The following is a 24,424-nucleotide window of genomic DNA, read 5'->3' as shown; positions in this document are numbered from 1 at the left end:
CCCCACCCCTCGACGATGGCGGCGACCTCGGCGCGCCCGGCCGCGTCCAGCGCTCTGCTGGGGGAGCGGACATGGCGGCGGCACAGGCCCAGCACGGCGAGCGCCTCCTTGACCACGGTCACGTTGTTGGCCGAGGAGTCGGCGGCCCGCAGCTCCTCGAAGCGCCGGATCTGCTCCCACACCCGCATGGCGGCCGGATAATCACCCGACCGCAGCGCTTCGAGCATGGTCAGGGAGATCTTCGGTGCGACATTGACCAGGCCGGAGGTGAACCCGGTCGCCCCGGCGGAGAAGTAGGAGGGCGCGTACGGCTCGGCCAGACCGGCCACCCACACGAACCGCTCCAGACCGGCGTCGCGGGCGAACGCGGCGAACCGCGCCGCGTCCGGCACCGCGTACTTCACCCCGATCACGTTCGGACACGCCTCGCCCAGCGCCGCCAGGTGCTCGCCCGCCAGGTGGGCGTTACGGATGTAGGGGACGACCCCCAGCTCGGGGACGGAGTCCGCGATGGCCCGGTGGTAGTCGACCCATCCTCCGGCCGCGACATAGGGGTGCACGGGCTGATGCACCATCAGCATGTCGGCGCCCGCATCCCGCGCGTGCCGGGCGGCCTCGATGGCCGTCGGCACATCGTGTCCGACGCCGACGAGGATCGCCGCCCGGCCACCGGCCTCGGCGACGGTCGACTCGACGACGGCTCCGCGCTCCTGCGGTGTGAGGGCGTAGAACTCCCCGGTGTTGCCGTTCGGGGTGAGCGTCCGTACGCCGTCGTCCAGCAGTCTGCGCAGCAGTGCGCGAAGGGTGTCGTGATCGATGGACCCGTCCTGGGCGAACGGCGTCACCGGGATCGCCACGACATCGGCCAGAGCGCCGCGCAGGGAGTCGTACGGCGCCGTCATATCGGGTCCTCTTCCTCGGCCGACGGGAAGGCCCGTTCGACGAAGGACGCGATGTGGGCGTGCAGGGCCCGGGAGGCGCCGTCCGCGTCGCCGGCCAGGGCGAGCCGCAGGATCTCCCGGTGCTCCGCCGCCTCCCGCTCCCAGGACGGATCCGCCGCCCAGGCGACCGCAGAGACCAGCGCCGCCTGGTCGCGCACCTCGTCCAGCATCCGCGCGAGCAGCGGGTTGCCGCACGGCAGGTACAGGGCGCGGTGGAACTCCCGGTTGGCCAGCGAGCGTTCGGCGGTGTCCGATGCGGTGTCGGCCCGCTCCAGGGCCTCGCGCGCGGAGTCCAGGCCCGCTGACGCGCGGACGGTGCGGCGCAGCGCCTCGGGTTCGAGGAGCAGCCGTACGTCGTACACCTCGCGCGCCATGTCCGCGTCCACCATGCGTACCGTGACGCCCTTGTACTGGTTCATCACGACCAGCCCGGTGCCGGCCAGCGTCTTGAGCGCCTCGCGCACGGGGGTCTTGGACACCCCGTAGTGCGCGGCGAGTTCGACCTCGACGAGTGCCTGGCCCGGGGCCAACTGGCCGGTCAGGATGCGGTGTTTGACGGCTTCCAGCACGAACTGGGTCCGTGAGGGGATGGGTGTGGGCACAGAGGTCATGCGCGCCTCTCGACTGTCACGTATCGCGTCTCATATATGACGCATCAGGTACGACGCGATGAAAGTAGGGCCGATTCCGCGGTGAGTCAACGGATCTGACGTACCGGTACGAGATCCGGTCGGGGCGTTGACGAGAAAGCGCTTTCCCTCTACGTTCCATTCATCAGTGTGACCCCGGTCGCCCGCCTGTGTGGCACGCGCCGAGAGAACGGCAGTTGCCGTGCATGGCCGCGATCAGAGCGCATCAGATACTCGAACGACGTTCCGCACACTGAACTCCGTGCACCGCTGAGCAGTCGGGCTCCACCCCCACTCGCCCGTACCGACGGGCCAACATTCCCGATCCGAAGGGACCCACCCGCATGCGCACGCACGCCCCCCACAAGCGTCCCCGCACCCTCCTTCTGGCAGCGACCGCCGTCGCCGCCACGGCACTGGCCGGGCTGCCCCAGTCCGCCGGCGCCGTCGGCACGGCACCCGCCGCCCCCGCCGCCGAAACCGCACCCGTCGGCTTCGGCGCGGGCACCTCCGGCGGCGGCGCGGCGACACCTGTCACCGTGTCCACCCTCGCCGCCTTCAAGACCGCCGTCACCGGTGACACGGCCAAGGTCGTCAAGGTCAGCGGTCTGATCACGCTCACCGGACAGGTCGACGTCGGCTCCAACACCACGGTCCTCGGCGTCGGTTCGGCCTCCGGGTTCACCGGGGGTGGCCTGCGTGTGAAGCAGGAGACCAACGTCGTCATCCGCAATCTGAACATCAGCAAGCCCGTGGCGCCGGCCGACGGCATCACCGTGCAGAAGTCGACGAAGGTGTGGATCGACCACAACACCTTCTCCTCGGACCGCGACCACGGCAAGGACCACTACGACGGACTGGTCGACATCACCCATGGCTCCGACTACGTCACCGTCTCCTGGAACACCTTCAAGGACCACTACAAGGGCTCCCTCGTCGGCCACAGCGACAAGAACGCCTCCGAGGACACCGGGCACCTGAGGGTGACGTACCACCACAACCACTTCAGCAACGTCAACTCACGCATCCCCAGCCTGCGGTTCGGCACCGGCCACTTCTACGACAACTACGTCGAGGGTGCCGACACCGCCGTCCACTCCCGGATGGGCGCGCAGATGCTCGTCGAGAACAACGTCTTCCGCTCGACGAAGGTCGCCGTGACCACGAACCGGGACAGCAGCACCGACGGCTACGCCAACCTCCGGGGCAACGACCTCGGCGGCGCCGCGCTGGAGGTCTCCCGGACGGGCTCCTTCACCTCCGCCCCCTACGCGTACACCGCCGAGCCCGCCTCCTCCGTCGTCGCGTCGGTGACCGCCGGAGCCGGGGCCGGAAAGCTCTGAGGCCCGCAGGTCCGGCAACGGCAAGGACAACAGCCAAGGGCAATGGCAACGGCAACACAAGGAGACGAGAGATGACTTCACCAGCACGGACCCGCTCGCGCCGCCCCGGTCGGGCGGTCCTCGGCGCGGGCGCCGCCGCCTTCGGTCTGGCGGCCACCGCGATCCTCACGGGCGCACTCACCGGAGCGGCGAACGCGGCCACCCCCACGGCCGCCGTCACAGCCACCGCCGTGGCCGGCTGGCCGACTCCCGGCACGAGCAAGCCCGTCCCGGCGACCATCGAGGTCTCGGGTGCGTACGACGGCAAGATGCAGCGCTTCTACGGCAGCGGTGACCTCGGTGACGGCGGCCAGAGCGAGAACCAGTCACCGCTGTTCCAGCTCAAGGACGGCGCCGTCCTGTCCAACGTCGTCATCGGCGCACCCGCCGCCGACGGCATCCACTGCCTGGGGACCTGCACGCTCAAGAACGTGTGGTGGGAGGACGTCGGCGAGGACGCCGCCACCTTCAAGGGCAAGTCCTCCTCCGCCGTCTACCGCGTGGAGGGCGGCGGCGCCAGGAAGGCCTCTGACAAGGTCTTCCAGTTCAACGGCGCCGGCACCCTCACCGTGACCGGAGGGTTCCAGGTCGCCGACTTCGGCAAGCTCGTGCGCAGTTGCGGCAACTGCTCCACGCAGTACAAGCGCAAGGTGGTCGTCGACAACGTGGACGCGACCGCGCCCGGCAAGACCCTGGTGGGCATCAACAGCAACTACGGAGACACTGCCACCCTGCGCGCCGTCCGCATCCACGGCGACAGCAGCAAGAAGATCAAGCCGTGCGTGCGCTACGAGGGCAACAACACGGGGGCCGAGCCCAAGGTGCTCGGCAGCGGTCCGGACGGTACGTACTGCCGCTACTCGGCCGCCGACATCACGTACAACTGACGTCCCTCCGCCAATAGTTGACTGCACAAGCCCCCCACCCGCCGCCGCCCGGCCCGGACCAGGCCGGGCGGCGGCACACCTCATCGAGCAAGGGAGGCCGGATGTCCGGCACGGGCAGCATCACGAGCGCCGCGTACGGCAACGGCTTCAACCGCTGGGGCTTCCCGGACTTCGCGGGCGACGGCAACGGTTTCAAGCTCGGCGGCGGCACGCCCGCGCCCGCCGCCGCACACACCCTGCGCGACACCGTGGCGTTCCGGAACGCCGCGAAGGGCATCACGGACAACGGCAACCCCGGCTCGATCACCGTGAGCCGCTGCACCACGTTGGCATGTAGAAGCGGTGCTGTCGAGCCCTCGGCCGGTGTGTGTCACAGCAGGCTGTCGCTGCCACTGCCGTGCGGCGCGTAAAGATCGAGCAGCCTGATACGGGCCGCATGGAGGCGGTGGGCGAGGACGCGGCCCACCCACGCGCCGATCGCCGCGGAGAACGCGGTGTCGGCGTCCATCATGGCCCGCACGGCCGCCGCGTCGAACTCGTACGTGCGCACCGGCGTCATCGCCTCGGCGCCCAGCTGCCACACGTACGGGTGGAACATCCACGACCAGCCCACCAGCTCGCCGGAGCCGAGCTGTCCGATCACGGCCGGGCGTCTGCCGGGTACGTGCATGTCGAGCGTCACGGTGCCGGAGCGCACGATCCAGAACCGGTCGGCGTGGCCGCCCTCGTTGAAGAGTCGCACTCCCGCGGAGAAATTGGTCTCGCGGGGAATGGTCATGAGGCGGTCGCGGTACTCGGCCGGAAGCGCTGTGGTGATCGAGGTCGGATTGCTCATGGACGGCCTCCCTGTCCGGATTCCCTTCCAGTGTCACCCGATCGCCGCATCCGCGCGGGGTGGTGCCGTCAGCGAGCCGGAGAGGCCAAGCGCGGCGAGGAGGACAAGCTTCGCGGGCCCACACGAATGATTTCGGGCGGTTATTCGGTAGGTACGGAGAGTGACTGCCTTCCGGGCCGGGTGCGAAGCGCCCCGCCCGCCGGGCAACGCCCAGGGGGACTGTCGGCCCGGCCCCGGGGCCCGGTCAGCCCTCGCGGACGACGCGGCAATCCGGGAAGGTGGAGGAGGTCCGCTCAGAGGCTCGCGGCACCGTCGGGAACGTAGGCCTGAAGGCCACCGTCTCGCCCGGCGGCGTCGCCGTCCTCCTGTCGGCCGTGCCGCTCCACTGCCCGATGATCCGTCCCGACGACTTCTGGAGTCCCGCCCATGTCCACGGTCGAACACCAGGACGCCACGGTACTTTCCGACGACGAACTGCGCACCCTGGACGCGCACTGGCGCGCCGCCAACTACCTTGCGGCGGGCCAGATCTACCTGATGTCCAACGCGCTGCTCACCGAGCCACTGAAGCCCGAGCACATCAAGCCCCGGCTGCTGGGTCACTGGGGCACCTCGCCGGGCCTGAATCTCGTGTACACCCATCTGAACCGGGTGATCAAGGCGCGTGGGCTCGACGCGCTGTGCGTGTGGGGGCCCGGGCACGGCGGTCCGTCCGTGCTGGCCAACTCCTGGCTGGAGGGCAGCTACAGCGAGACCTATCCGGACGTGCCGCGCGACGGCGAGGGGATGGCCCGGCTGTTCCGGCAGTTCTCCTTCCCCGGCGGGGTGCCCAGCCATGTCGCCCCCGAGACGCCCGGTTCCATCCACGAGGGAGGCGAGCTCGGCTACTCGCTCTCCCACGCCTACGGCGCCGCCTTCGACAATCCGAACCTGCTGGTCGCCTGCGTGGTCGGCGACGGCGAGGCGGAGACCGGACCACTGGCCGCCTCCTGGCACTCCAACAAGTTCCTCGACCCCGTGCACGACGGCGCGGTGCTGCCGATCCTGCACCTCAACGGCTACAAGATCGCCAACCCGACGGTGCTCGCCCGTCTCCCGGAAGAGGAGCTCGACGCGCTGCTGCGGGGGTACGGGCACGAGCCCATCCATGTCGGCGGTGACGACCCCCTCCAAGTGCACCGGGCCATGGCCCGCGCCCTCGACGACGCGCTGGACCGGATCGCCTCGAAGCAGCGGACCGCACGCGAGGACGGGTCCACCGAACGCGTGCACTGGCCGATGATCGTCCTGCGCACCCCCAAGGGCTGGACCGGTCCCGCCGAGGTCGACGGCGTCCCCGTCGAGGGCACCTGGCGGGCCCACCAGGTGCCGCTGGCCGGTGTCCGCGAGAACCCCGAACATCTGCGGCAGCTGGAGAGCTGGCTGCGTTCGTACCGGCCGGAGGAGCTCTTCGGCCCGGACGGGCGCCCCGTCGCCGAGGTGCTCGCCTGCGTCCCCGACGGCGCCAGGCGGCTCGGCGCCACCCCGCACGCCAATGGCGGACTCCTCCTGCGGGACCTGCCCGTCGCCCCGCTCGACGACTTCGCCGTACCCGTCGACAAACCCGGCACGACCCTGCACGAGCCCACCCGTATCCTCGGCGACCTCCTCGCCCGGGTGATGAAGGACACCGGTGCGCGCCGCGACTTCCGGCTGGTCGGGCCGGACGAGACCGCCTCCAACCGGCTCCAGGCCGTCTTCGAGGTCAGCGGAAAGGCCTGGCAGGCCGAGTACCGACCGGTCGACGAACACCTCGACCACCACGGCCGGGTGCTGGAGATCCTGTCGGAACACACCTGCCAGGGATGGCTGGAGGGCTATCTGCTGACCGGCCGGCACGGGCTGTTCTCGTGCTACGAGGCGTTCGTGCACATCGTCGACTCGATGGTCAACCAGCACATCAAGTGGCTCAAGACAGCCCGCGAACTGCCCTGGCGCGCCCCGATCGCCTCCCTCAACTACCTGCTGACCTCGCATGTGTGGCGCCAGGACCACAACGGCTTCTCCCACCAGGACCCCGGCTTCGTCGACCACGTCCTCAACAAGAGCCCCGAGGTCGTCCGGGTCTATCTGCCGCCGGACGCCAACACGCTCCTGTCGGTCGCCGACCACGTGCTGCGCAGCCGCGACTACGTCAACGTGGTCGTGGCGGGCAAGCAGCCCTGTTTCGACTGGCTCTCCATGGAAGCCGCCCGCGCCCACTGCGCCCGGGGAGCGGGGACCTGGGAGTGGGCGGGCACGGAGAACGGCGGTGAGCCGGACGTCGTCCTGGCCTGCGCCGGCGATGTGCCCACCCAGGAGGTGCTGGCCGCCGCGCAACTGCTGCGCCGGCACCTGCCGGACCTCGCCGTCCGCGTGGTCAACGTGGTCGACATGACCCGGCTCCTGCCGCGCGAGGAACACCCGCACGGGATGAGCGACTTCGAGTACGACGGGCTGTTCACCCCGGACAAGCCGGTGATCTTCGCCTACCACGGCTATCCGTGGCTGATCCACCGCCTCGCGTACCGCCGCAGTGGCCACGGGAACCTGCATGTGCGCGGCTACAAGGAGTCCGGCACCACGACCACGCCGTTCGACATGGTGGTCCGCAACGACCTGGACCGCTACCGCCTGGTCATGGACGTCATCGACCGCGTCCCCGGCCTCGCGGTACGGGCCGCCGCCGTCCGCCAGGCGATGGCCGACGCCCGTACCCGCCACCACGCCTGGATCCGCGAGCACGGCACCGATCTGCCGGAGGTCGCGGACTGGATCTGGAACGCCTGACGCCCTGGCCGGGAGGGGGGTGGCCTCGCGCGTTCCGGATCAAGGAGCGCGGGTCACTTCCGCGCCCGGCTACCAGGGCACGACCTGCCCCTGGTGGTCCAAGAAGTGGAGGCCCGGCTTCCGCTGCTGGCCCTCGATCGTCTCCGCCACGCCGGGGACGCTCTCCTCGACGCTGAGCTCGGCGTCGGCGCCGCCGAGGCCGGTGCGGACCCAGCCCGGGTCCATGAGCAGCAGCGTCCGTGTGTCGTCGGCGCGGCGGGCGGCGTAGCAGCGCATCAGCTGGTTCAGCGCGGACTTGCTGGCTCGGTACAGGTCCTGGCCGCCCCTGGTGTTCAGGGAGACGCTTCCCTGGTCGGAGGACATGATGCCGATGGTCCCCGTCGGCGCGACCAGCGGATGCAGGGTCTCCACCACGCGCATCGGGCTGAGCGCGTTGGTGATCATCACCTCGGTGAACATCTCCGTCGGTACCTCGCCGATCGGGATGTCGCCGCGTGTGATGGCGGCGTTGACGAAGAGCAGGTCGAGGGTGCGCCGCTCCAGCCGGTCGCGCAGCGCCGAGATCTGATCCGGCTCGGTCATTTCCAGCGACTCGACGGTCAGCCGTCCTGCGGACGCGTCGGCCAGGTCGTGGAGAGCGGTGCGCCGGCTGCCCCGGACCGTACCGATGACGTCCCAGCCGCGGCGAAGGTACTCGGCGGCGAGCCCGAGGCCGATCGTCCGCGAGGCTCCGACGATGAGAGCGGTCCTACGGGTGTCGTTCATGTGATTCCTTGGATGGTCTGCGAGAGCTGGGTGAACGAACGTCGCGGCACGTGCGGCGAGCGGTATGGCTGCAAGTCTCCGAGCGGCCCGGGCGGGCGTCCAATACCCTTCGGGCCCGATTGATACCGTGACGGCATGGATCTGGATCTGCGCAAGCTCCGCTACTTCGTCGCGGTGGCCGAGCACCGGCACTTCGGCCGGGCGGCGCAGGCGCTGTTCATCGCACAGCCCGTCCTCAGCCGGCAGATCCGCGCGTTCGAGCAGGAGCTGGGGTGCGTGCTCCTCACGCGGTCCACGCGCAGTGTCGAGCTGACTCCCGCGGGGAAGCGGCTTTATGACGAAGCGTCAAGGATCGCGACCGTGGTGGACGTGGCGCTGCGGAGGGTGCGCGAGGCCGAGCGCGGCGAGCAGCGGCTCGTGGTCGCGTTCTCGGCCGGACTCCAGGTCTCGCATGCCATACGGGCGTTCACGGCGACCCACCCGGACATCGAGATCGATGTCCTTCCGCTGCCCTGGCAGGAGCGTGACGCGCCGCTCCGCGACGGCCGCGCGCACGTGGCGTACCTCCGGGGCCCCTTCGACGACACCGGGCTGCGAACCGTCCCCATCGGCCACGAGACCAAGGTCGCGTGCCTCCCGACGGCACACCCCCTGGCAGGCCGCCCGGCCCTCACATCGGCCGACCTCGACCGCGAGCCGATCCTCGACGTCAAGTCACGGCGGACGGCCTCACTGGACGAGAAGTTCGAGCTGATCGCCTCCGGCCAGGGCATCGCCCTCCTCCCGGTCAGCATCGCCCGCTCCTACTCCCGCCCCGACCTCGTCTACCTGCCCGTCACCGACGCCGTGCCCGTCCCGACCTGCCTGGCCGTACCGGAGAGCGACCGCTCCCACCCCGTGGCGGATTTCCTGGACATCGCCACGACGGCACTGCGGCGACAGGCCGCTGATACGGAGCGGGAGCCCGAGGAAAGGTGAGGCGGACGAGCCCGCCGAAAGCTCTGCGTTTGACTGCTGAATTCATTGGGGCGTCGCTGGTCACCGGGCCCGCCGCTCTCGCTCCAGCGCACCGGACCCGACCGAGCTGATACCCGGACGTCCACGTCCACGGCGACCGGGTCCACCGGGGAACTGCCCAAAAGCACATCCAGTAGGGCGACTTCGGATATGCGCTACAGAGCCCCGACGGTCGGCCGCCGCGTCCGTGACTAGTGATCTTTACTCATTCACCCTTGTCAGGGGCGCGCCACTTTTCCTTCGGAAACTGAACGCATGCACACTGCTTGACAGGCAATCAGCGTCACTGGCTTCATTTATTGCGGCGTAAGCGAGCTGGATGAGCTCGTGTGTCGCCGCACTGGTTCTTCCGTATCGGATGTATCAGATGTATCGGAGAGTGGCTCCGTGGCGCCCAGTCCCCTCGCGCGGTACCGAAAGGAGCCGGACTCGGCGCAACCGCGTTCTGGGAGCGCTCCCTGACCTCAGTTCGACGGCGCCGCCCATCCCCAGGCGCGCCCTTCACCCCTCCTCAGAAGCGGCCACTCACAAGGAGCACCACGTGACCCAACAGCCCGTGCGCGGCCCGCTGCCGCACACCCGCACCACCCGCCGCCGACGTACGTCGGGCCTCCTGCTCACCGCCGCCGCACTCGTCGCCACCGCCATCCCGGCCGCTCCGGCCCTGGCCGCCCCGGACTCCCCGGCCACCGCCTCCCACGGCCGGGCGCTGCCCTACCTCAACCCGGAGCTGCCCGTGGCACGGCGCGTCTCCGACCTTCTCGGCCGGATGACGACGGCGGAGAAGATCGGCCAGATGACGCAGACCGAACGCGGTGCGGTCGACGCCGAACCCACCCGTATCACGGACCTCAACCTCGGCTCGCTGCTCTCCGGCGGCGGCTCCACGCCGACGCCCAACACGCCCGAGGCGTGGGCGGACATGGTCGACGGGTACCAGCGGCACGCCCTCGCGACCCGGCTGCACATCCCGCTGCTGTACGGGATCGACTCCGTACACGGGAACGGCAACCTGGTCGGTGCGACGATCTTCCCGCACAACATCGGCATGGGCGCCACGCGCGATCCCCGGCTGGTGGCCGAGGAGGAGCACATCACGGCCACCGAGACCCGGGCCACCGGCCCGCAGTGGGTGTTCGCGCCGTGCGTCTGCGTGGCCCGCGACGACCGGTGGGGCCGTACGTACGAGAGCTTCGGCGAGGACCCCGCCCTGGTGCAGCGGATGGAAAGCGCCATCGACGGCTTCCAGGGCACCCGTACGAAGGACCTGGCCCGCCCCGACCGGGTGCTCGCCACCGTCAAGCACTACGCCGGTGACGGCGACACCACCTACGGGACCTCCACCACCAACGACTACACCGTCGACCAGGGAACCACCGTCACCAGCCACCGGCGCTTCGCCGCCGTGGACCTGGCGCCCTACGTCACCGCCGTCCAAGTCCATGACGTGGGCAGCGTCATGCCGTCCTTCTCGTCCGTCCAGTGGACCGACGTGCCGGGCAGCAAGCCGGTGAAGATGAGCGCCAGCAAGGAACTCCTCACCGACGTCCTGAAACGGAAGATCGGCTTCGAAGGGTTCCTCATCAGCGACTGGGACGCGATCACCCAACTGCCCGGTGACTTCGCCACCCAGGTCCGCACCTCCGTCAACGCCGGCATGGATATGTTCATGCAGCCGTACAACGCCCCGCAGTTCGAGCAGGCCCTCACCGCCGAGGTCGAGGCCGGGCGGGTCCCGATGTCCCGCATCGACGACGCCGTCTCGCGCATCCTGCGGGCGAAGTTCCGGCTCGGCCTGTTCGAGCACCCCTACACCGACCGGGCCGGCATCGACACCATCGGCTCACCCGCGCACCGGGCGGTGGCCCGCCGCGCGGTCGCGGAGTCCCAGGTCCTGTTGAAGAACGACCACCACACCCTGCCGCTCAGGCCCTCCCAGAAGATCTACGTGGCCGGGGTCAACGCCGACGACCTCGGCAACCAGGCGGGCGGCTGGACGGTGACCTGGCAGGGCCAGTCCGGCAACACCGCCTTCCCCGGCACCACCATCCTGCGGGGCATCCGGCGCGAGGCGAAGAACGTCACCTACAGCGCCGACGCCAGCGCCCCCACGGCAGGCCACGACGTCGGTGTCGTCGTCGTCGGGGAAACCCCCTACGCGGAGGGCGTCGGCGACGTGGGCAACGGCGGCAACACACTGAACCTCTCCGCCACGGACCGGGCGAACATCGACCGCGTATGCTCCGCGATCAAGACATGCCTCGTCCTCGATGTCGCCGGCCGACCGCAGATCATCACCGACCAACTGCCCAAGGCGGACGCCTTCGTCATGTCCTGGCTCCCCGGCAGCGAGGGCGACGGGGTCGCCGACGTCCTGTTCGGCAAGCGCCCCTTCACCGGCAAGCTCCCCGTCACCTGGCCCCGCAGCGAGGCCCAGGAACCGATCAACATCGGTGACGCGCACTACGACCCGCTGTTTCCCTACGGGTACGGCCTGACCACCGGGCGCTGACCAGCAGGTCCTGACCAGCGGGCACCCAAACGCCTGGCCGGACCTGTGGTACCGGCCCCGCCCGGGTGGCGGGGCCGGTACCGGCGAACCGGGTCCGTCAGGCCCTGAGACGGGCCAGCACCGAGCGCATCGCCCGCTCGACCGCCGCGCGCGCCTCGTCGCCGGGCAGGCGTGTCTCGAAGCCGTGGTGGCCGTTCGGGACGTCGATTACTTCCACGTCGGCACCGCAGTCCTCGGCCGCAGTCAGGAACTGCTCGACGGTCGCCGCGATCTCGGGCATCTCCAGGCCCACCCGGGTCAGCACGACGGGCAGCCCGCCCGCGTCGGGCAGCGCGTCCACCGGGCGGAAGGAGCCCTCGGCGAGGCCCCAGTTCGGGAACGGCGCCAGAACCGGATACGTGGCCGCCAGACAGCGCAGCCACGCCGGGGGCGCGCCCAGCCACACCGCGGAGAGCGGGCTGCCGCCCGAGAAGAACCACAGGGCGATACGGTCCGCGTCGACCCGGGGGTCGGCCCGGACCAACTCCACCGCCGCCGCGACGTCCCGCGCCGCGAGCGGGAAGTCGGTGACGGCGTGCAGCCGGTGGTCCAGCACCGCGCCCACCACTCCCCGCGCCGCCGCGAGGCGCGCGTAACCGGCGAACACCGGCCAGTCGCGCGGGGTGAGCCGCGCGTCGGCGGGCACCGGTCCGCCGTGGACGAACAGCACCGCGGGCAGCGCCTCCCCGCCGCCGGCCTCCGGGACGTACAGATCGACGTGCCCGTTCCTCTCGCGCGGCACCTCGGGCACGTCCAGCGGGAACGGCCGCAGGTACGAGGGAAGTTCGTCATCGGCGGGCGTCAGCCGGTGGCCCTCGCCCGCGGACGCCGCCAGCAGCGCCTCGGCCAGCTCGCCGGGGGAGGAGAGCATCGGCCAGTGCCCGGTGGGAAGCTCGAAGAACGACACCCGCGGGTCGACGAGCGACTGGAGGGCGGAGTGGCCCATGTTCACCAGGTTCTGGAGCAGCTCGATGCCCGCGCCGTTGCCGCTGCACAACACGGCGCTGGTCGGCACGGCCGCCACCGCGCCCGTCAGGTGGAGCGGCTGCAGCAGCGTGCCGAGGGGCTGCGGCGCCGCGAGCCGGGTCAGCCGCTCCAGCGCCCGCTCGGGGACGCCCGCGGTGCTGCCCCACCGCCCCCACTCGGCGGCGTCGACCGGGGCCGGAAGCAGCCCGGTGACGGCTTCGCCGCCCTGCTCGGCGAGCTTGGCCAGCTCCTCACGCAAAGCCTGATCGGGTACGGCGGCCAGGGCCGGCAGCCCGTCCATCGGCATACCGGCGTCCACGTACACGATCCGCTTGACGCGCTCGGCACGCCGGTCGGCGGCGCCGAGCACGGGGTGGATGCCGTAGTCATGGCCGACGAGCACGAGTTCCCGATCCGCGCCGATGCCGTCGATCACCGCGAGCACGTCCGCGATGTGCGTCTCCAGGTCCGTGCCGGGGCCCGCGACCGTGCGGCGCTCGCCGAGCCCGGTGAGGTCCGGCGCGTACACCTCGGCGCCCGCCGCTGCGAGCCGCGCCGCCGTCTCCTCCCACACGCAACCGCCGGTGAACGTGCCGGACACCAGGATGAACGCGGTCATGGATCTTTCCTCTCCTCTTGCCGGAAGCCCCCGTACGCGGCGGTCCGTGCGGTCTGCGCGCGGACGGCACCCCCGTGGTCCTCGATCGGCCGTCCGCGCTCACCGGTACGGTAGGAACTCCCCCTGAGGGAGGTTCAAGTGCCACTGTCCCCCGACGGCCTGTGGAGCATCGGCGAACTCGCCGAGCACGCCGGCGTCACCGTCAAGACCGTCCGCTTCTACTCCGACCGAGGCCTGCTGCCGGAGGCCTCCCGCAGCTCGGGCGGACACCGCCGGTACGGCCCGGCGGCGCTGGACCGGCTGCGGCTGATCCGTTCGCTGCGCGCGCTGGACCTGCCTCTGCCCGAGGTGCGGCGGATCCTCGACGAGGACGACGGTACGGGCGGGCAGGCGCTGGAGGCGGCCGTCGCCGGGCAGCTGCGCCAACTGGGGGACGACATCCGGGCGTTGCGGTGGCGCGAGGCGGGTCTGCGGCTCATCCAGGAGTGCGCGCCGCAGGAGCGCGCCGACCGGCTGCGGCTGCTCGGTGCGGTGGCCGCCCCGCCGAGCACGGACCCGCTGGCGCGGTTCTGGCGGGCCTGGCTGCCGCCCCGGATGCCGGCCCGCGCCCGTTCGGCGTTCCTGGACGTGGCGGTCCCGGCACCGCCCGACGACCCCGGCCCCGCACAGGTCCTGGCCTTCGCCCGGCTCAACGCCTTCGTGAACCGGCCGTGCCTCGCCAGCGAACCCTGCCAGCCCGCGGCGCACACCTCCGCACCCGACTTCCGCCCGGACGCGCTGTACGCGGGTCTGGCCGAAGCGTACGAGCTCGCGGGCGCGCAGGTGCGACGGGGGCGCGCGCCGCGCGCGGGAGAGGCGCTGGACTGCTTCGTGGCCGCCTACGCGGCCTCCGGGCGCACCCGGGACACCCCGTACTTCCGTCGCGCCCTGGGCCCGAGCCTCGCGGCGGACCCGCGGATCGACCACTACTGGGAGCTGGTGGCCGAGGTCACCGGCCCCGGAGACGGCAGACCGGTGGCGACCCCGGGCGTGGCACACGACTGGCTGCTCGCGGCGCTGACCGCGCAGACGGCCGAGGCGGCTGCGTGAGGAAGGGGCCCGGGGCCGAGGCGAGGTGTGCCTGCCCGGGAATCGGTGGCGGCCTTCCCCGCCGCCTGGATCCGCCTCCCCGAGCGGGGGTACCGTCCGCGTAACACGACGGCCGCGGCACCGAGTTGGCCGTCCCTTGGGGAGGAGACGTTCATGGGTAGTCGTCAGGACTCGGACGGCCAGGTGGGCGGCCCGCACAGTTCACCGGGTGATCCGGGCAATCCCGCTCCGGAGCCCGAACCCAGTCCCCCGGCGGAAGACGACTAGGCGGATACGCCGGCATGGCGACCCCGGTCGACCCCCAGGAACTGCGCGCGCGCTGCGCGGCCGAACTCGACGGGAAGGAATTCGGCCACTTCCATGGGCGGCCCTGGCTGCGCGCCGCGTTCCTGACGGTGCCGCGCGAGCACTTCATACCCGACCAGGTGTGGTGGCCCTACCCCGGTGAGGACGGACTGCACCCGGTCATCGACCGTGCGCTTCGGCCCCGTTCATGGCTGCGGGCCGTCTACACGGCGCAGGCGTCACTCATCACCCAGGTCGCGGACGGGCGCGTACGACCACAGGACGGTCCGACCCGGGAGGCGTTCACCTCCGCCGCCTCGTGCCCGGCCGTCGTGGTGGACATGCTGCACCACCTCGACCCCGGCCCCGGCGACACCGCCCTGGAGATCGGCACCGGCACCGGCTACAGCACCGCCGTGCTGGCCCAGCGGGTGCCCCCTGAGCAACTGACCACGGTGGAGATAGACCCATACCTGGCCGACCTGGCCCGGGACAGACTCGCCCGACTGGGGCTCCGGCCGGCCGTCGTCTGCGCGGACGGGGAGGAGGGCCACCCCCAGCGTGGCCCCTACACCAGAATCATCTCGACCGCCGCGGTACGCCGCGTCCCCCAGGCCTGGCTGGACCAGGCCGCACCCGGCGCCGTCGTCGTCACCCCGCTCAACGGCCCCTTCGGCCACGACGCCCTGCTGCGGCTCGTCGCCGACGGGGAGGGCGGCGCCCGGGGCCGGCTCGTGACGGGCGTCGCGTTCATGAAGATGCGCGGACAACGGGACGAGCTCCCCTACGCGGAGCTGGGCTGGCCGACGGTGAGGGGGACGTGGCCCGCCTACAGCGAGGTCGAGTACCGCGTCACCATAGGCGGCGGACGCCAGCGGATCCTGCTCATGGAGTGAGAACCGACTCTCTCCTCCCATCGGCCCGCTCGACCCTCACGGTCCCCGGGCGCACGAGGGCGGGCAGGTGGTGAGCGTGCCCGCCCTCGCCGGGCGCGGAAAGCCTCATTCGCCGGTGGCCGGTCGGTCAGACGCGGTCGGCCGCGATCAGGAGGTACTGGAAGGAACCGTCCTTGTAGGAGTTGAGGAACGCCTCCTCGATGCCCGTGGTCAGGGATGAGGTGGCGCGCAGCTCCCAGTAGGGCAGGGTCGCCGGTGTCAGATCGGTGATCGTCTGCGGGACGAGACGGTTGTCGGCCATGGCCCGCAGGTATTCACGGCGGGAGTGGATGTTGCATTCGAAGTGGGCGTTGATCTGGGACACCCACTTGGAGGGCTGTCCGTACACGGGGTTCCAGCAGCCGGTGATGGTCACGTACCGGCCGCCGGGAGCCAGGATGCGGGCGTGCTCGGCGAAGAGGTCGTGCAGGTCGACGTACATGCTCGACTCGTTGTTCCACGAGGCCGCCGCCTGCCCGTTCGTGAAGGGCATGTCGAGCATGTTGCGGACATGGGCCCGTACGGACCCGTCGATGCCGAGCTCGCGGGCGCGCTGGTTGGCGAAGTCGGCCTGCTTGGTGGAGAGGGTGACGCCCTGGACCGAGCAGCCGAAGCGCTGATGGGCCATCACCATGGAGCCACCGCGCCCGCAGCCGGCGTCCACGAGCAGCGCGTCCGGCTGGATGGGGCCGAGGTGGTCCAGGAGCAGATCGGCCTGGGCGGACTCCAGCCGGTGCATTTCGGCGATGAGTTTCGTCTCGCGGTCGCTGTCCGTGGGGTGGGTGAGCGCGGACTCGTCGACGGCCCCGATGCCGTAGTGGTGGTGGTAGAGGCCGTCCACGTCGCCCAGGCGCAGGTTCACCGGCCGGGCCTCGTGGTCCCAGTAGCGGGCGATGTCTCCCTGGTAGGGGGTCGCCGGGTGGGGGATGGCCGCGGTGGTGGCGGCTTCGGCTGTCTTGGGCACGATGGGTCTCCTTRGTTACCAGAAATCGGGCAGGCCGTAGCGGTAGGTGTTGGTCTGGTGCCAGTGGTGGTTGCCGTCGACCCACGCCGCCACACCGCGCAGGAAGCGGGTGACCTGGGGGACGGGGCAGGCGAGCGCCAGGGCGGCGGCCTCGGCCTCGAAGGCGTGCATCAGGTCGTTGTGGATCCCGATGGCCTTGAGGTACGCGTCGCGCTCACCGAGGTCCTCGCGCTCGGCGAGCACCACGGGCAGGTTCATGTGCCGGCCGGGGGCGGCGAGTTCCTTGGTGTACGAGTACAGGTCGTTGACGATGGTGGTGGCGTTGGAGGCGAGGGCGATGACCCGCTGCATGGCCGGCTGGGCATGCAGGTCGGCGGGCAGTTCGTAGCCCCCGACGGTGTCGGTGATGGTGGGGCAGGGGCGGAAGTTGTTGAACTGCCGCATGGCCAGGTACTCCCACACCTCGGGCACGTACTCCGTCTGCGCCCAGGCGGCCTCGGCGAGGTACCCCAGGTGCAGACGGGCCATGTCGTGCCGGAAGCGGTCGGCCTGGGACGCGCTGGCGGCCTGGAGGAGGTAGTCCATGGCCGAGCGGTAGGCCCGGCGCGGGGCGTCGCTGTGGAGGGAGTCCGCCCAGGGCGCCTCGTACTCCTGCGCGGTGTGGAGCGGGTCGAGCGCGGTGTGGGCCAGCAGGAGGCGTCCGCCGAGACCGACGGGTGAGCCCCCGTGGTCCTCGCAGTAGCAGTCGTCGACCGCGTTCTCCGCGGCCATCAGCCGGGTGGCGACCATCAGGTGCTCGATGGTGGGGGCGTCGGGATGGCAGGCGACCATGTATCTGCCCAGGGAGAAACCGTCGAACTGGTCCTCCCACTCGGGCGGGTACAGCTCGACCTCGTCCACCGCCCAGTCCTTGATCCGCCGGCTGACCTCCGCCACCCGCGCCGCGTCGGGTTCGGGTACGGGGTGGTAGTAGAGGCTCGGGATCTCCCGGCACGGTGTGGGTGGCTGCGCGCGCAACACCAGCCGCAGGCCCGTGGTGCCCAGACCGTTCGGCCCGCTCAGCACCCGTTCCCAGGCGTCGCGTTCCGGCGCGGGGTCGCCTCGCGCGTCGTCCTCGCAGGCCGTCTCGGTCTCAAGGATGTGCGGCGCCGAGCCGTCCCCCTCCGGAGTGGGGGCCGGGTCCTGGGCGCAGGCCGCCGCGTCCTCAGGGCAGCCGCCCGCGTCAGGAGGTGCGTCACCGGGTGGGGCTGACGGTGCCATGGCCTGGGGGCCCACTGTCGGCACCGAGTAGAGCGGGGGACCGGGCATCCATGACTCCTTGGGTGGGTGGACGGGTGTCAGCACGCCTAGGGCGTCCGGAAGGGCCGGGCCCTCGTGGGCGCGTGCGGGGGTGATCCGGCGCCTGGAAGAGGGGCATCGAAGAGGGCAGGTGCCCGCGGGGTTCCGGCGCGCAGGACAGAACGTGGGTGGACGCATGAGGAGCGGCCCGGCGAACAGTCAGGGGCAGGCGGATTCCCGCATCCTCACGACGGATGTACCGAAGTCGGGGAATGCCTGTGCACCCTCCCAGGTCTGTCTGGGCTGCGGGCGCGGTTTCGGCCGCATGCTGGTGTCCGCACTCGTCCGGCTGGTGTCCACGGTCATCGCTGGGTCATTTCTACGGTATCGGCGGCGAAGGGGACGCAGGTATACGGGCATTGCCCGTTCACACCCGGCACCGCGGGAAAGGGAAAAGAAAGAGGGCGCGGCTGGAAGCCTTCCTTCCAGATCCAGGAACGAGGGTAGGACGGTTTTGCGAACCGGCGGACCGAGAAGGCCCGTTGTCATTCGATATGGTGACGCGGGCCCCAGCGGGTTTGCCGCCCGCACACCTGCGCGGACCTGCGCTTCCGGTAAGCCGATGGGGGGTTCGCCGCGTCTACTGGGCCGCACGGTGAGCGTGACACGGCGCGGACGTGGCGTGAGCGGACCCGCCGCACCGAATTCCATCGGGGTACGAGCGTCCCCTTCCTGAGTCCCTTCCCGCAGCTCGGGCTGTGGCGTGTGAGATTGGCCAAATCCAGTTCCACTCCGCCGGGTTGGGTAAATCCTTGCACTCGTTCGTGTAGTAGCGAATTCCCTTTCTTGCGGTCAGGCTGTCCCTGACTGTTCTCCGTTCGAAGGAAGGACCCTCAATGTCGGTTGATGCAAGTCCGCAGGAGTCGGTGGACCGGGAACGCGAACAACAGAGTCTCGGTACCGCCGCCGCGCGGAATCTGGCGACCACCACCAAGTCCGTTCCCCAGATGCAGGAGATCAGCTCCCGGTGGCTGCTGCGGATGCTGCCGTGGGTGCAGGTCCAGGGTGGTACGTACCGGGTCAACCGGCGGCTGAGCTACTCGGTGGGTGACGGGAAGGTCACCTTCGTGCAGACCGGCCGGCAGGTCGCCGTGATCCCGGCCGAGCTGGGGGAGCTGCCCGCGCTGCGCGGCTTCGAGGACGGGGCGGCGCTGGAGGAGCTGGCGAACCGCTGCGAGCAGCGCGATTTCGCCGCGGGGGAAGTCCTGGCCACCCGGGGCGATCCGGTGGACACGGTGTATCTGCTGGCCCACGGCCGGGTGGAGCGCGTCGGTCCGGGTCCCTACGGCGGCGAGGCGGTGCTCGCGGTCCTGGCCGACGGGGCGTACCTGGGCGAGCAGGCGCTCGTCTCGTCCGACGCCACCTGGGAGGCCTCGGCCCGCGCGGCGACGGACTGTACGGTGCTGGCGCTGCGGCGGGCTGATGTGCTCAACCTCGCCGAGCGCGCGGGCAGCCTGGGTGACCATCTGACCGCCTACGCGGCGATCCCCGAGCAGCGGACCAACAAGTACGGCGAGGCCGCGATCGATCTGTCGGCCGGCCATGTCGGCGAGGCCGTGATCCCGCACACGTACGTGGACTACGAGGGCGCGCCGCGCGAGTACGAACTCTCCGTCGCTCAGACGGTGCTGAAGGTTCACAGCCGGGTCGCGGACCTCTACAACCAGCCGATGAACCAGACGGAGCAGCAGTTGCGGCTCACGGTCGAGGCGCTGCGCGAGCGTCAGGAGGACGAGCTGGTCAACAACCGTGAGTTCGGTCTGCTGGCCAACTGCGACTACGGCCAGCGCCTCCAGCCGCACGACGGGGTGCCCAGCCCCGACGACATGGACGAACTGCTCTCGCGCCGCCGCGGCAACAAGTTCTTCCTCGCCCACCCCAAGGCCATCGCCGCCTTCGGCCGTGAGTGCAACAAACGTGGTCTGGTCCCGGAGTCGGTGGACTTCGGCGGCCACCGGCTTCCCGCGTGGCGCGGAGTGCCCATCTTCCCGTGCGGCAAGATCCCCGTCTCTCCCGAGCGCACCACCTCGATCCTCTGTATGCGTACGGGCAAGGAGGAGCAGGGGGTGATCGGCCTGCGGCAGGAGGGGATCCCCGACGAGATCGAGCCGGGCCTGTCGGTGCGGTTCATGGGCATCGACGAGCAGGCGATCATCTCGTACCTGGTCACCGCCTACTACTCGGCCGCGATCCTCGTCCCCGACGCCCTGGGCATCCTGGAGAACGTGGAGGTCAGCCGCTGGCGCTGACGGCCGACTGCCGGCCGGACGCGTCGATCCCGGCCCGTCATGTCCGGGCCGGGATCGCTTCCGGACAACCGGCGCGCGCACAGCGCCGCGACGCGCGCCGTGTCCGGAGCGGCTGCGGCCCGCCCCGGACAGGGGGCTCGGGTGGCTACTGAGCCGCGGCGGTCTCGGCGGCCTTCAGGGCGTCGACGGTCTTGAGCAGCTCCGCCAGCGTGGCCGGGGGGACCAACTGGCTCGTCGTCGCCTGGTCGTTGAGCGCGCTCGTCGCCGCGGGGGGCTTGGCCGACGACAGGTTGCCGAGGAGGCCGCTCAGTACGTTCTGCAGGGTCTTCACCAGGCCCGTCACGACCGACACCAGGCCGCCACCGCCGTCGTCGGCCGGCGCCGCGGGCGCGGTCTGCGGTGCCAGCGGGCTCTGTGTGTTGCCCTGGGTGACCGGTGCCGTCACCGGTCTCGTCGGGACCGCCGATACGGGCTGATCCATGGGCAGGGCCGCGGCCGTGGCCGGCTGCGGGGTGTCGGCGCCGGGACGCGGGACGGCGGCGGCGGCCGAGGCGACCGGGGTGAGGGCAAGCGCCGCGGTCAGGGCGGCAGCGGTCCATGTGGCACGCATCAGAGACGGTTCTCCTGTTCGAGAGGCGGTGGATCGGGGAGACTGGCGTGATGCCGCACTTCCTCGTCCACACCGTGCGGCACGCCCACCACCTCAGCCACCGCTCCTACGCCGAATGCGTAGCGTCACCCTCGCCTGGACCATCGTTCGGGTGGTGAGAGCCGATGTCGGCGGGATCGCTCCCCTTCTGTGAACCGTTGACAGCCGACTGACGGGTCGTAGTAAGTTCCTCGATGAAACTTAGTAGGTATCGAAAAGGAACTCACTATGTCCCAGCAGACCTGGACCGCGGTCGACGACTACTTCAACGGCCTCCTGGTGGACGAGGATGAGCCACTGCTCGCCGCCGCGACGGAGAGCGACTCGGCCGGGCTTCCGCCCCACCAGGTCGCGCCCAACCAGGGGAAGCTGCTCCACCTGATCACCCGGCTCCGAGGCGCGCGTACCGTGCTGGAGATCGGCACGCTCGGCGGATACAGCACCATATGGCTCGCCCGGGCCCTCCCGGACGGCGGACGCCTGGTGACGCTGGAGGCCGATGAGCGGTATGCCGCCGTGGCGGCCTCCAACATCGCGCGCGCGGGACTCGACCACGTCGTCGACCTGCGCGTCGGCAAGGCCATCGACTCGCTGCCCCAGCTCGCGCGGGAGGGCGCCGGGCCGTTCGACCTCGTCTTCATCGACGCCGACAAGCCCTCCAACCCCGACTATCTGGAGTGGGCCCTGAGGTTGACGCACCCCGGCAGCGTCATCGTCGGCGACAACGTCGTCCGCGACGGCGCGGTCACCGATCCGGCCAGCGCCGACCCCCGTGTCCAGGGCGTACGCCGCTTCACCGAGCTCATCGCCGCCCACCCGCGACTCACCGCCACCACGGTGCAGACCGTCGGCTCCAAGGGGTACGACGGCTTCACGCTCGCCCTCGTCACCGACTGACGCGGCGGCAGCCGAGCCGGCCAGCGGCACGTCTGTCCTGTGCACGCACGCCCCGCCTGACGGAAGCCTTCACGTTCCCCCCATTCCTTCGACACTTGACCGATAATGCACGCCTATTGACGTGGATCGTTCAGGAAATTTATGGTCCCAGGACCTCGCAGTCGAACCAGAGTGACGGAGAACAATGACGTACTCCCTCGGCGTACGGCCTCGTGCCGCCCGACTGACTGCGGTGCTGCTGGCCGGATCACTTGTCACCTCCGCCCCGGCCGCGGCCTCGCAGACCGCGCGTAACACCTCCGTCTCGGACGCGACCTGCCGCAGCGGCGCCGGCTGGACCCTCGACGCCACCCGGATCGATACGGCCGACAGCCATCACGCCTTCGTCGGCAACGGCTATCTGGGGCAGCGCGTGCCACCCAACGGCGCCGGATACGCCGACAGCGAGGCCAAGACCGGCTGGCCGCTGTTCACCCCGCGCTACGACGGCTCCCTCGTCTCCGGTCTGTACGCGCACAACCAGCAGACCGCCGGCGACCGGCAGGCCGTCGCCGCGCTGCCCAACTGGACCGCGCTCACCCTCAGCACCGGCGGAGCGCGGGGCGACACCTTCAACTCTTCGACGCCGTCCGGTCGCGTCTCCCACTACCGCCAGTCGCTCTTCCTCCACTGCGGACTGGTCCGGACCTCGTTGACCTGGACGGCCGCCGACGGCCGCAGCACCGACCTCGTCTACGAGGTCCTCACCGACCGCGCCGATCCGCACGTCGGTGCCGTACGTATGAGCATGACGCCGCACTGGAGCGGCCGAGCCACCGTCACCGACATGCTGGACGGCCGCGGCGCGCGGCGTATCTCGCAGACCGGCGGCGGTGACCGGACCGGCGGCTCCCGCGCCGGCCGCACCGCGCCCACCATGGACGTCGCCTTCCGTACGGACGGTACGAACGTGGACGGAGCCGTCGCCTCGACCCTGCGTGCCGGGAACGCGGTGCACGGCGCCGAAGCCCAGCCGGCGGCACCGGCCAAGGGAATGACCACTCGTCAGTCCCTCACCGTGCCGGTCCGCAGCGGGCGGTCCTACGACTTCACCAAGTACGTCGGCGTCGACACCGCGCTCACCTCACGCGCACCGCGCAACGACGCCACCATCGCCTCGCGACGCGCCGCCGGGCGTGGCTGGGAGGCCCTGCTGCGCTCCCACACCGCCGCCTGGGCCCGCCTGTGGCGCAGCGACATCGAGGTGCCCGGGCAGCCCGAGATGCAGACATGGGTGCGCTCCGCCCAGTACGGGCTCCTCTCCAACACCCGGGCGGGCGCCGCCAACAGCATCGCCCCGGCCGGGCTGACCAGCGACAACTACGCGGGCCTCATCTTCTGGGACGCCGAGACCTGGATGTACCCGGGCCTGCTCGCCACCCGGCCCGAGCTCGCCAAGTCCGTGCTCGACTACCGCTACCGGACCCGCGCGGGCGCGCGCGAGAACGCCCGCAAACTCGGCTACCAGGGCCTCTTCTTCCCCTGGAACAGCGGAAGTTCGGGGAACCTGGCGCAGGAGTGCCACAGCGTGGACCCCCCGCACTGCCGCACGCAGATCCACCTCCAGTCCGACATCTCCCTGGCCACCTGGCAGTACTACCTCGCCACCAAGGACACGACCTGGCTGCGCGAGCGTGGCTGGCCGGTGTTGCGGGGCATCGCCGAGTTCTGGGCGGGCCGTGTCAGCGCCAACCCGGACGGCAGTTACTCGATCAAGGACACGGCCGGCCCGGACGAATACAGCAACGGTGTGGACGACGCGGTCTTCACCAACGCCGGAGCCGCCACCGCCCTGCGCCACGCCGCCCGCGCCGCCGAGCTGCTCGGCCGGCGGGCCCCCGCCGAGTGGAAGACGATCGCCGACCGCATCCGGATCCCGTACGACGCACACGACAAGGTCTTCCAGCAGTACGACGGCTACCGCGGCAGCACCATCAAACAGGCCGACACCGTCCTGCTGATGTACCCGCTGGAGTGGCCGATGCCCAAGGGCGCCGACGCGGCCACCCTCGACTACTACGCGCAGCGCACCGACCCGGACGGCCCGGCCATGACGGACTCGGTGCACGCCATCGACGCCGCCGGGATCGGTGAGCCGGGCTGCTCCACGTACACCTATCTGGAGCGTTCCATCAAGCCGTTCGTCCGCGGCCCCTTCGCGCAGTTCTCGGAGGCGCGCGGTGACAAGGCGGGTGCGGAGGACCCCCTGGCGGGCTCGCCCGCCCATGACTTCCTCACCGGCAAGGGCGGTTTCCTCCAGGTCTTCACCAATGGCCTCACCGGTATGCGGATGCGTGAGGACCGGCTGCACCTCGACCCGATGCTGCCCCCGCAGCTGGAGCGCGGTGTCACCCTGCGCGGCCTCACCTGGCAGGGACGCACCTACGACATCGAACTCGGCGCCCACCGCACCACCGTGCGCCTCACCGGCGGCGCGCCGATGACGCTCGACACCCCCCAGGGCGAGCAGATCGTCAGCAAGGGCGCCCCGGCCGTCGAGGGACAGCTCGATGCTGTACGCGACGGGCTTGGTGGCGTTCCAGGTGGGGGTGACGCTCTTGACGCGGACAGGCCCGGCG

General features: G+C 70.8%; 18 protein-coding genes and 1 pseudogene. 11 read left to right on the top strand and 8 right to left on the bottom strand.

The window, feature by feature from the left end; genetic code table 11:
- Together ACJA3G_RS06480 and ACJA3G_RS06475 are read right to left on the bottom strand one after the other, a co-directional pair.
- A partial coding sequence (locus ACJA3G_RS06480) for a dihydrodipicolinate synthase family protein (RefSeq protein WP_406551894.1) occupies positions 1–902 on the bottom strand: 902 nt, incomplete at its 3' end.
- Entirely contained in the window at positions 899–1,552 is a 654-nt protein-coding gene (locus ACJA3G_RS06475; protein ID WP_406551893.1) for a GntR family transcriptional regulator, read from the bottom strand. The genes ACJA3G_RS06475 and ACJA3G_RS06480, both read right to left, overlap by 4 nt.
- A gap of 362 nt (positions 1,553–1,914) precedes the next feature.
- Here ACJA3G_RS06475 and ACJA3G_RS06470 point away from each other — a divergent pair, with 362 nt between their 5' ends.
- The 3 genes from ACJA3G_RS06470 (at position 1,915) to ACJA3G_RS06460 (ending at position 4,249) form a co-directional block, all read left to right on the top strand.
- Positions 1,915–2,913 carry a polysaccharide lyase family 1 protein gene (locus tag ACJA3G_RS06470; RefSeq protein ID WP_406551892.1) on the top strand — a complete coding sequence of 333 codons (999 nt, stop codon included), beginning with the start codon at positions 1,915–1,917 and terminating at the stop codon, positions 2,911–2,913.
- Between the two features lie 71 nt (positions 2,914–2,984).
- Complete coding sequence (locus ACJA3G_RS06465) at positions 2,985–3,839, top strand: pectate lyase (RefSeq protein ID WP_406551891.1); 855 nt, start codon at positions 2,985–2,987, stop codon at positions 3,837–3,839.
- 101 nt (positions 3,840–3,940) lie between these two features.
- Positions 3,941–4,249 (top strand): hypothetical protein, encoded by a 309-nt coding sequence (locus ACJA3G_RS06460; protein WP_406551890.1) that lies wholly within the window; start codon positions 3,941–3,943, stop codon positions 4,247–4,249.
- Here ACJA3G_RS06460 and ACJA3G_RS06455 read toward each other — a convergent pair.
- Positions 4,210–4,674: a Crp/Fnr family transcriptional regulator gene (locus ACJA3G_RS06455; protein ID WP_406551889.1), complete on the bottom strand. Its 465-nt coding sequence runs from the start codon at positions 4,672–4,674 to the stop codon at positions 4,210–4,212. The two genes, ACJA3G_RS06460 and ACJA3G_RS06455, sit on opposite strands and share 40 nt — an antisense overlap.
- A gap of 426 nt (positions 4,675–5,100) precedes the next feature.
- Between ACJA3G_RS06455 and ACJA3G_RS06450 the strand changes: the two genes are divergently transcribed.
- Positions 5,101–7,482, top strand: a complete 2,382-nt coding sequence (locus ACJA3G_RS06450; protein WP_406551888.1) for a phosphoketolase — start codon at positions 5,101–5,103, stop codon at positions 7,480–7,482.
- A gap of 69 nt (positions 7,483–7,551) precedes the next feature.
- Here the strand turns inward: ACJA3G_RS06450 and ACJA3G_RS06445 are convergent, their stop codons facing one another.
- Positions 7,552–8,247, bottom strand: coding sequence for an SDR family oxidoreductase (locus ACJA3G_RS06445; RefSeq protein ID WP_406551887.1), 696 nt, complete (start codon positions 8,245–8,247; stop codon positions 7,552–7,554).
- Between the two features lie 135 nt (positions 8,248–8,382).
- Here ACJA3G_RS06445 and ACJA3G_RS06440 point away from each other — a divergent pair, with 135 nt between their 5' ends.
- Both ACJA3G_RS06440 and ACJA3G_RS06435 read left to right on the top strand, forming a co-directional pair.
- Positions 8,383–9,225: a LysR family transcriptional regulator gene (locus tag ACJA3G_RS06440; RefSeq protein WP_406551886.1), complete on the top strand. Its 843-nt coding sequence runs from the start codon at positions 8,383–8,385 to the stop codon at positions 9,223–9,225.
- 613 nt (positions 9,226–9,838) lie between these two features.
- Positions 9,839–11,767, top strand: a pseudogene (locus ACJA3G_RS06435) (glycoside hydrolase family 3 protein); the annotation flags it as partial.
- A gap of 106 nt (positions 11,768–11,873) precedes the next feature.
- On the opposite strand, the gene ACJA3G_RS06430 reads toward ACJA3G_RS06435, so the two are convergent.
- Positions 11,874–13,400 carry an alpha/beta fold hydrolase gene (locus ACJA3G_RS06430; protein WP_406551885.1) on the bottom strand — a complete coding sequence of 509 codons (1,527 nt, stop codon included), beginning with the start codon at positions 13,398–13,400 and terminating at the stop codon, positions 11,874–11,876.
- A gap of 138 nt (positions 13,401–13,538) precedes the next feature.
- On the opposite strand from ACJA3G_RS06430, the gene ACJA3G_RS06425 reads away from it, so the two are divergent.
- Positions 13,539–14,489 (top strand): MerR family transcriptional regulator, encoded by a 951-nt coding sequence (locus tag ACJA3G_RS06425; RefSeq protein ID WP_406551884.1) that lies wholly within the window; start codon positions 13,539–13,541, stop codon positions 14,487–14,489.
- Between the two features lie 281 nt (positions 14,490–14,770).
- A complete protein-coding gene (locus tag ACJA3G_RS06420) occupies positions 14,771–15,670 on the top strand; it encodes a methyltransferase domain-containing protein (RefSeq protein ID WP_406551883.1) in 900 nt (299 codons plus the stop codon).
- A gap of 127 nt (positions 15,671–15,797) precedes the next feature.
- On the opposite strand, the gene ACJA3G_RS06415 is transcribed toward ACJA3G_RS06420, so the two are convergent.
- Together ACJA3G_RS06415 and ACJA3G_RS06410 are read right to left on the bottom strand one after the other, a co-directional pair.
- Positions 15,798–16,673: a geranyl diphosphate 2-C-methyltransferase gene (locus tag ACJA3G_RS06415; protein ID WP_406551882.1), complete on the bottom strand. Its 876-nt coding sequence runs from the start codon at positions 16,671–16,673 to the stop codon at positions 15,798–15,800.
- 15 nt (positions 16,674–16,688) lie between these two features.
- Positions 16,689–17,981, bottom strand: coding sequence for a family 2 encapsulin nanocompartment cargo protein terpene cyclase (locus tag ACJA3G_RS06410; protein ID WP_408990288.1), 1,293 nt, complete (start codon positions 17,979–17,981; stop codon positions 16,689–16,691).
- 866 nt (positions 17,982–18,847) lie between these two features.
- Here ACJA3G_RS06410 and ACJA3G_RS06405 point away from each other — a divergent pair.
- Positions 18,848–20,260 (top strand): family 2B encapsulin nanocompartment shell protein, encoded by a 1,413-nt coding sequence (locus ACJA3G_RS06405; RefSeq protein ID WP_406551881.1) that lies wholly within the window; start codon positions 18,848–18,850, stop codon positions 20,258–20,260.
- 145 nt (positions 20,261–20,405) lie between these two features.
- Here the strand turns inward: ACJA3G_RS06405 and ACJA3G_RS06400 are convergent, their stop codons facing one another.
- Positions 20,406–20,870, bottom strand: a complete 465-nt coding sequence (locus ACJA3G_RS06400) for a hypothetical protein (RefSeq protein ID WP_406551880.1) — start codon at positions 20,868–20,870, stop codon at positions 20,406–20,408.
- A 267-nt stretch (positions 20,871–21,137) separates the two neighbouring features.
- Between ACJA3G_RS06400 and ACJA3G_RS06395 the strand changes: the two genes are divergently transcribed.
- Both ACJA3G_RS06395 and ACJA3G_RS06390 read left to right on the top strand, forming a co-directional pair.
- Positions 21,138–21,806: an O-methyltransferase gene (locus ACJA3G_RS06395; RefSeq protein WP_406551879.1), complete on the top strand. Its 669-nt coding sequence runs from the start codon at positions 21,138–21,140 to the stop codon at positions 21,804–21,806.
- A gap of 184 nt (positions 21,807–21,990) precedes the next feature.
- A partial coding sequence (locus ACJA3G_RS06390; RefSeq protein ID WP_406551878.1) for a glycosyl hydrolase family 65 protein occupies positions 21,991–24,424 on the top strand: 2,434 nt, incomplete at its 3' end.

Source organism: Streptomyces sp. YS-3, assembly GCF_045257485.1.
GTDB lineage: Bacteria > Actinomycetota > Actinomycetes > Streptomycetales > Streptomycetaceae > Streptomyces.
Note: the sequence above shows the minus strand (reverse complement) of the source record. Positions and strands in the feature narration are given on the sequence as shown.

Excerpts from the sequence above, each read along its gene's own strand:
- ACJA3G_RS06440 (WP_406551886.1), top strand. The coding sequence starts at position 8,383 with ATGGATCTGGATCTGCGCAAGCTCCGCTACTTCGTCGCGGTGGCCGAG.
- ACJA3G_RS06470 (WP_406551892.1), top strand. The coding sequence starts at position 1,915 with ATGCGCACGCACGCCCCCCACAAGCGTCCCCGCACCCTCCTTCTGGCA.
- ACJA3G_RS06455 (WP_406551889.1), bottom strand. The coding sequence starts at position 4,674 with ATGAGCAATCCGACCTCGATCACCACAGCGCTTCCGGCCGAGTACCGC.
- ACJA3G_RS06475 (WP_406551893.1), bottom strand. The coding sequence starts at position 1,552 with ATGACCTCTGTGCCCACACCCATCCCCTCACGGACCCAGTTCGTGCTG.
- ACJA3G_RS06460 (WP_406551890.1), top strand. The coding sequence starts at position 3,941 with ATGTCCGGCACGGGCAGCATCACGAGCGCCGCGTACGGCAACGGCTTC.
- ACJA3G_RS06450 (WP_406551888.1), top strand. The coding sequence starts at position 5,101 with ATGTCCACGGTCGAACACCAGGACGCCACGGTACTTTCCGACGACGAA.
- ACJA3G_RS06410 (WP_408990288.1), bottom strand. The coding sequence starts at position 17,981 with ATGCCCGGTCCCCCGCTCTACTCGGTGCCGACAGTGGGCCCCCAGGCC.
- ACJA3G_RS06445 (WP_406551887.1), bottom strand. The coding sequence starts at position 8,247 with ATGAACGACACCCGTAGGACCGCTCTCATCGTCGGAGCCTCGCGGACG.
- ACJA3G_RS06430 (WP_406551885.1), bottom strand. The coding sequence starts at position 13,400 with ATGACCGCGTTCATCCTGGTGTCCGGCACGTTCACCGGCGGTTGCGTG.
- ACJA3G_RS06400 (WP_406551880.1), bottom strand. The coding sequence starts at position 20,870 with ATGCGTGCCACATGGACCGCTGCCGCCCTGACCGCGGCGCTTGCCCTC.
- ACJA3G_RS06465 (WP_406551891.1), top strand. The coding sequence starts at position 2,985 with ATGACTTCACCAGCACGGACCCGCTCGCGCCGCCCCGGTCGGGCGGTC.
- ACJA3G_RS06395 (WP_406551879.1), top strand. The coding sequence starts at position 21,138 with ATGTCCCAGCAGACCTGGACCGCGGTCGACGACTACTTCAACGGCCTC.
- ACJA3G_RS06420 (WP_406551883.1), top strand. The coding sequence starts at position 14,771 with ATGGCGACCCCGGTCGACCCCCAGGAACTGCGCGCGCGCTGCGCGGCC.
- ACJA3G_RS06405 (WP_406551881.1), top strand. The coding sequence starts at position 18,848 with ATGTCGGTTGATGCAAGTCCGCAGGAGTCGGTGGACCGGGAACGCGAA.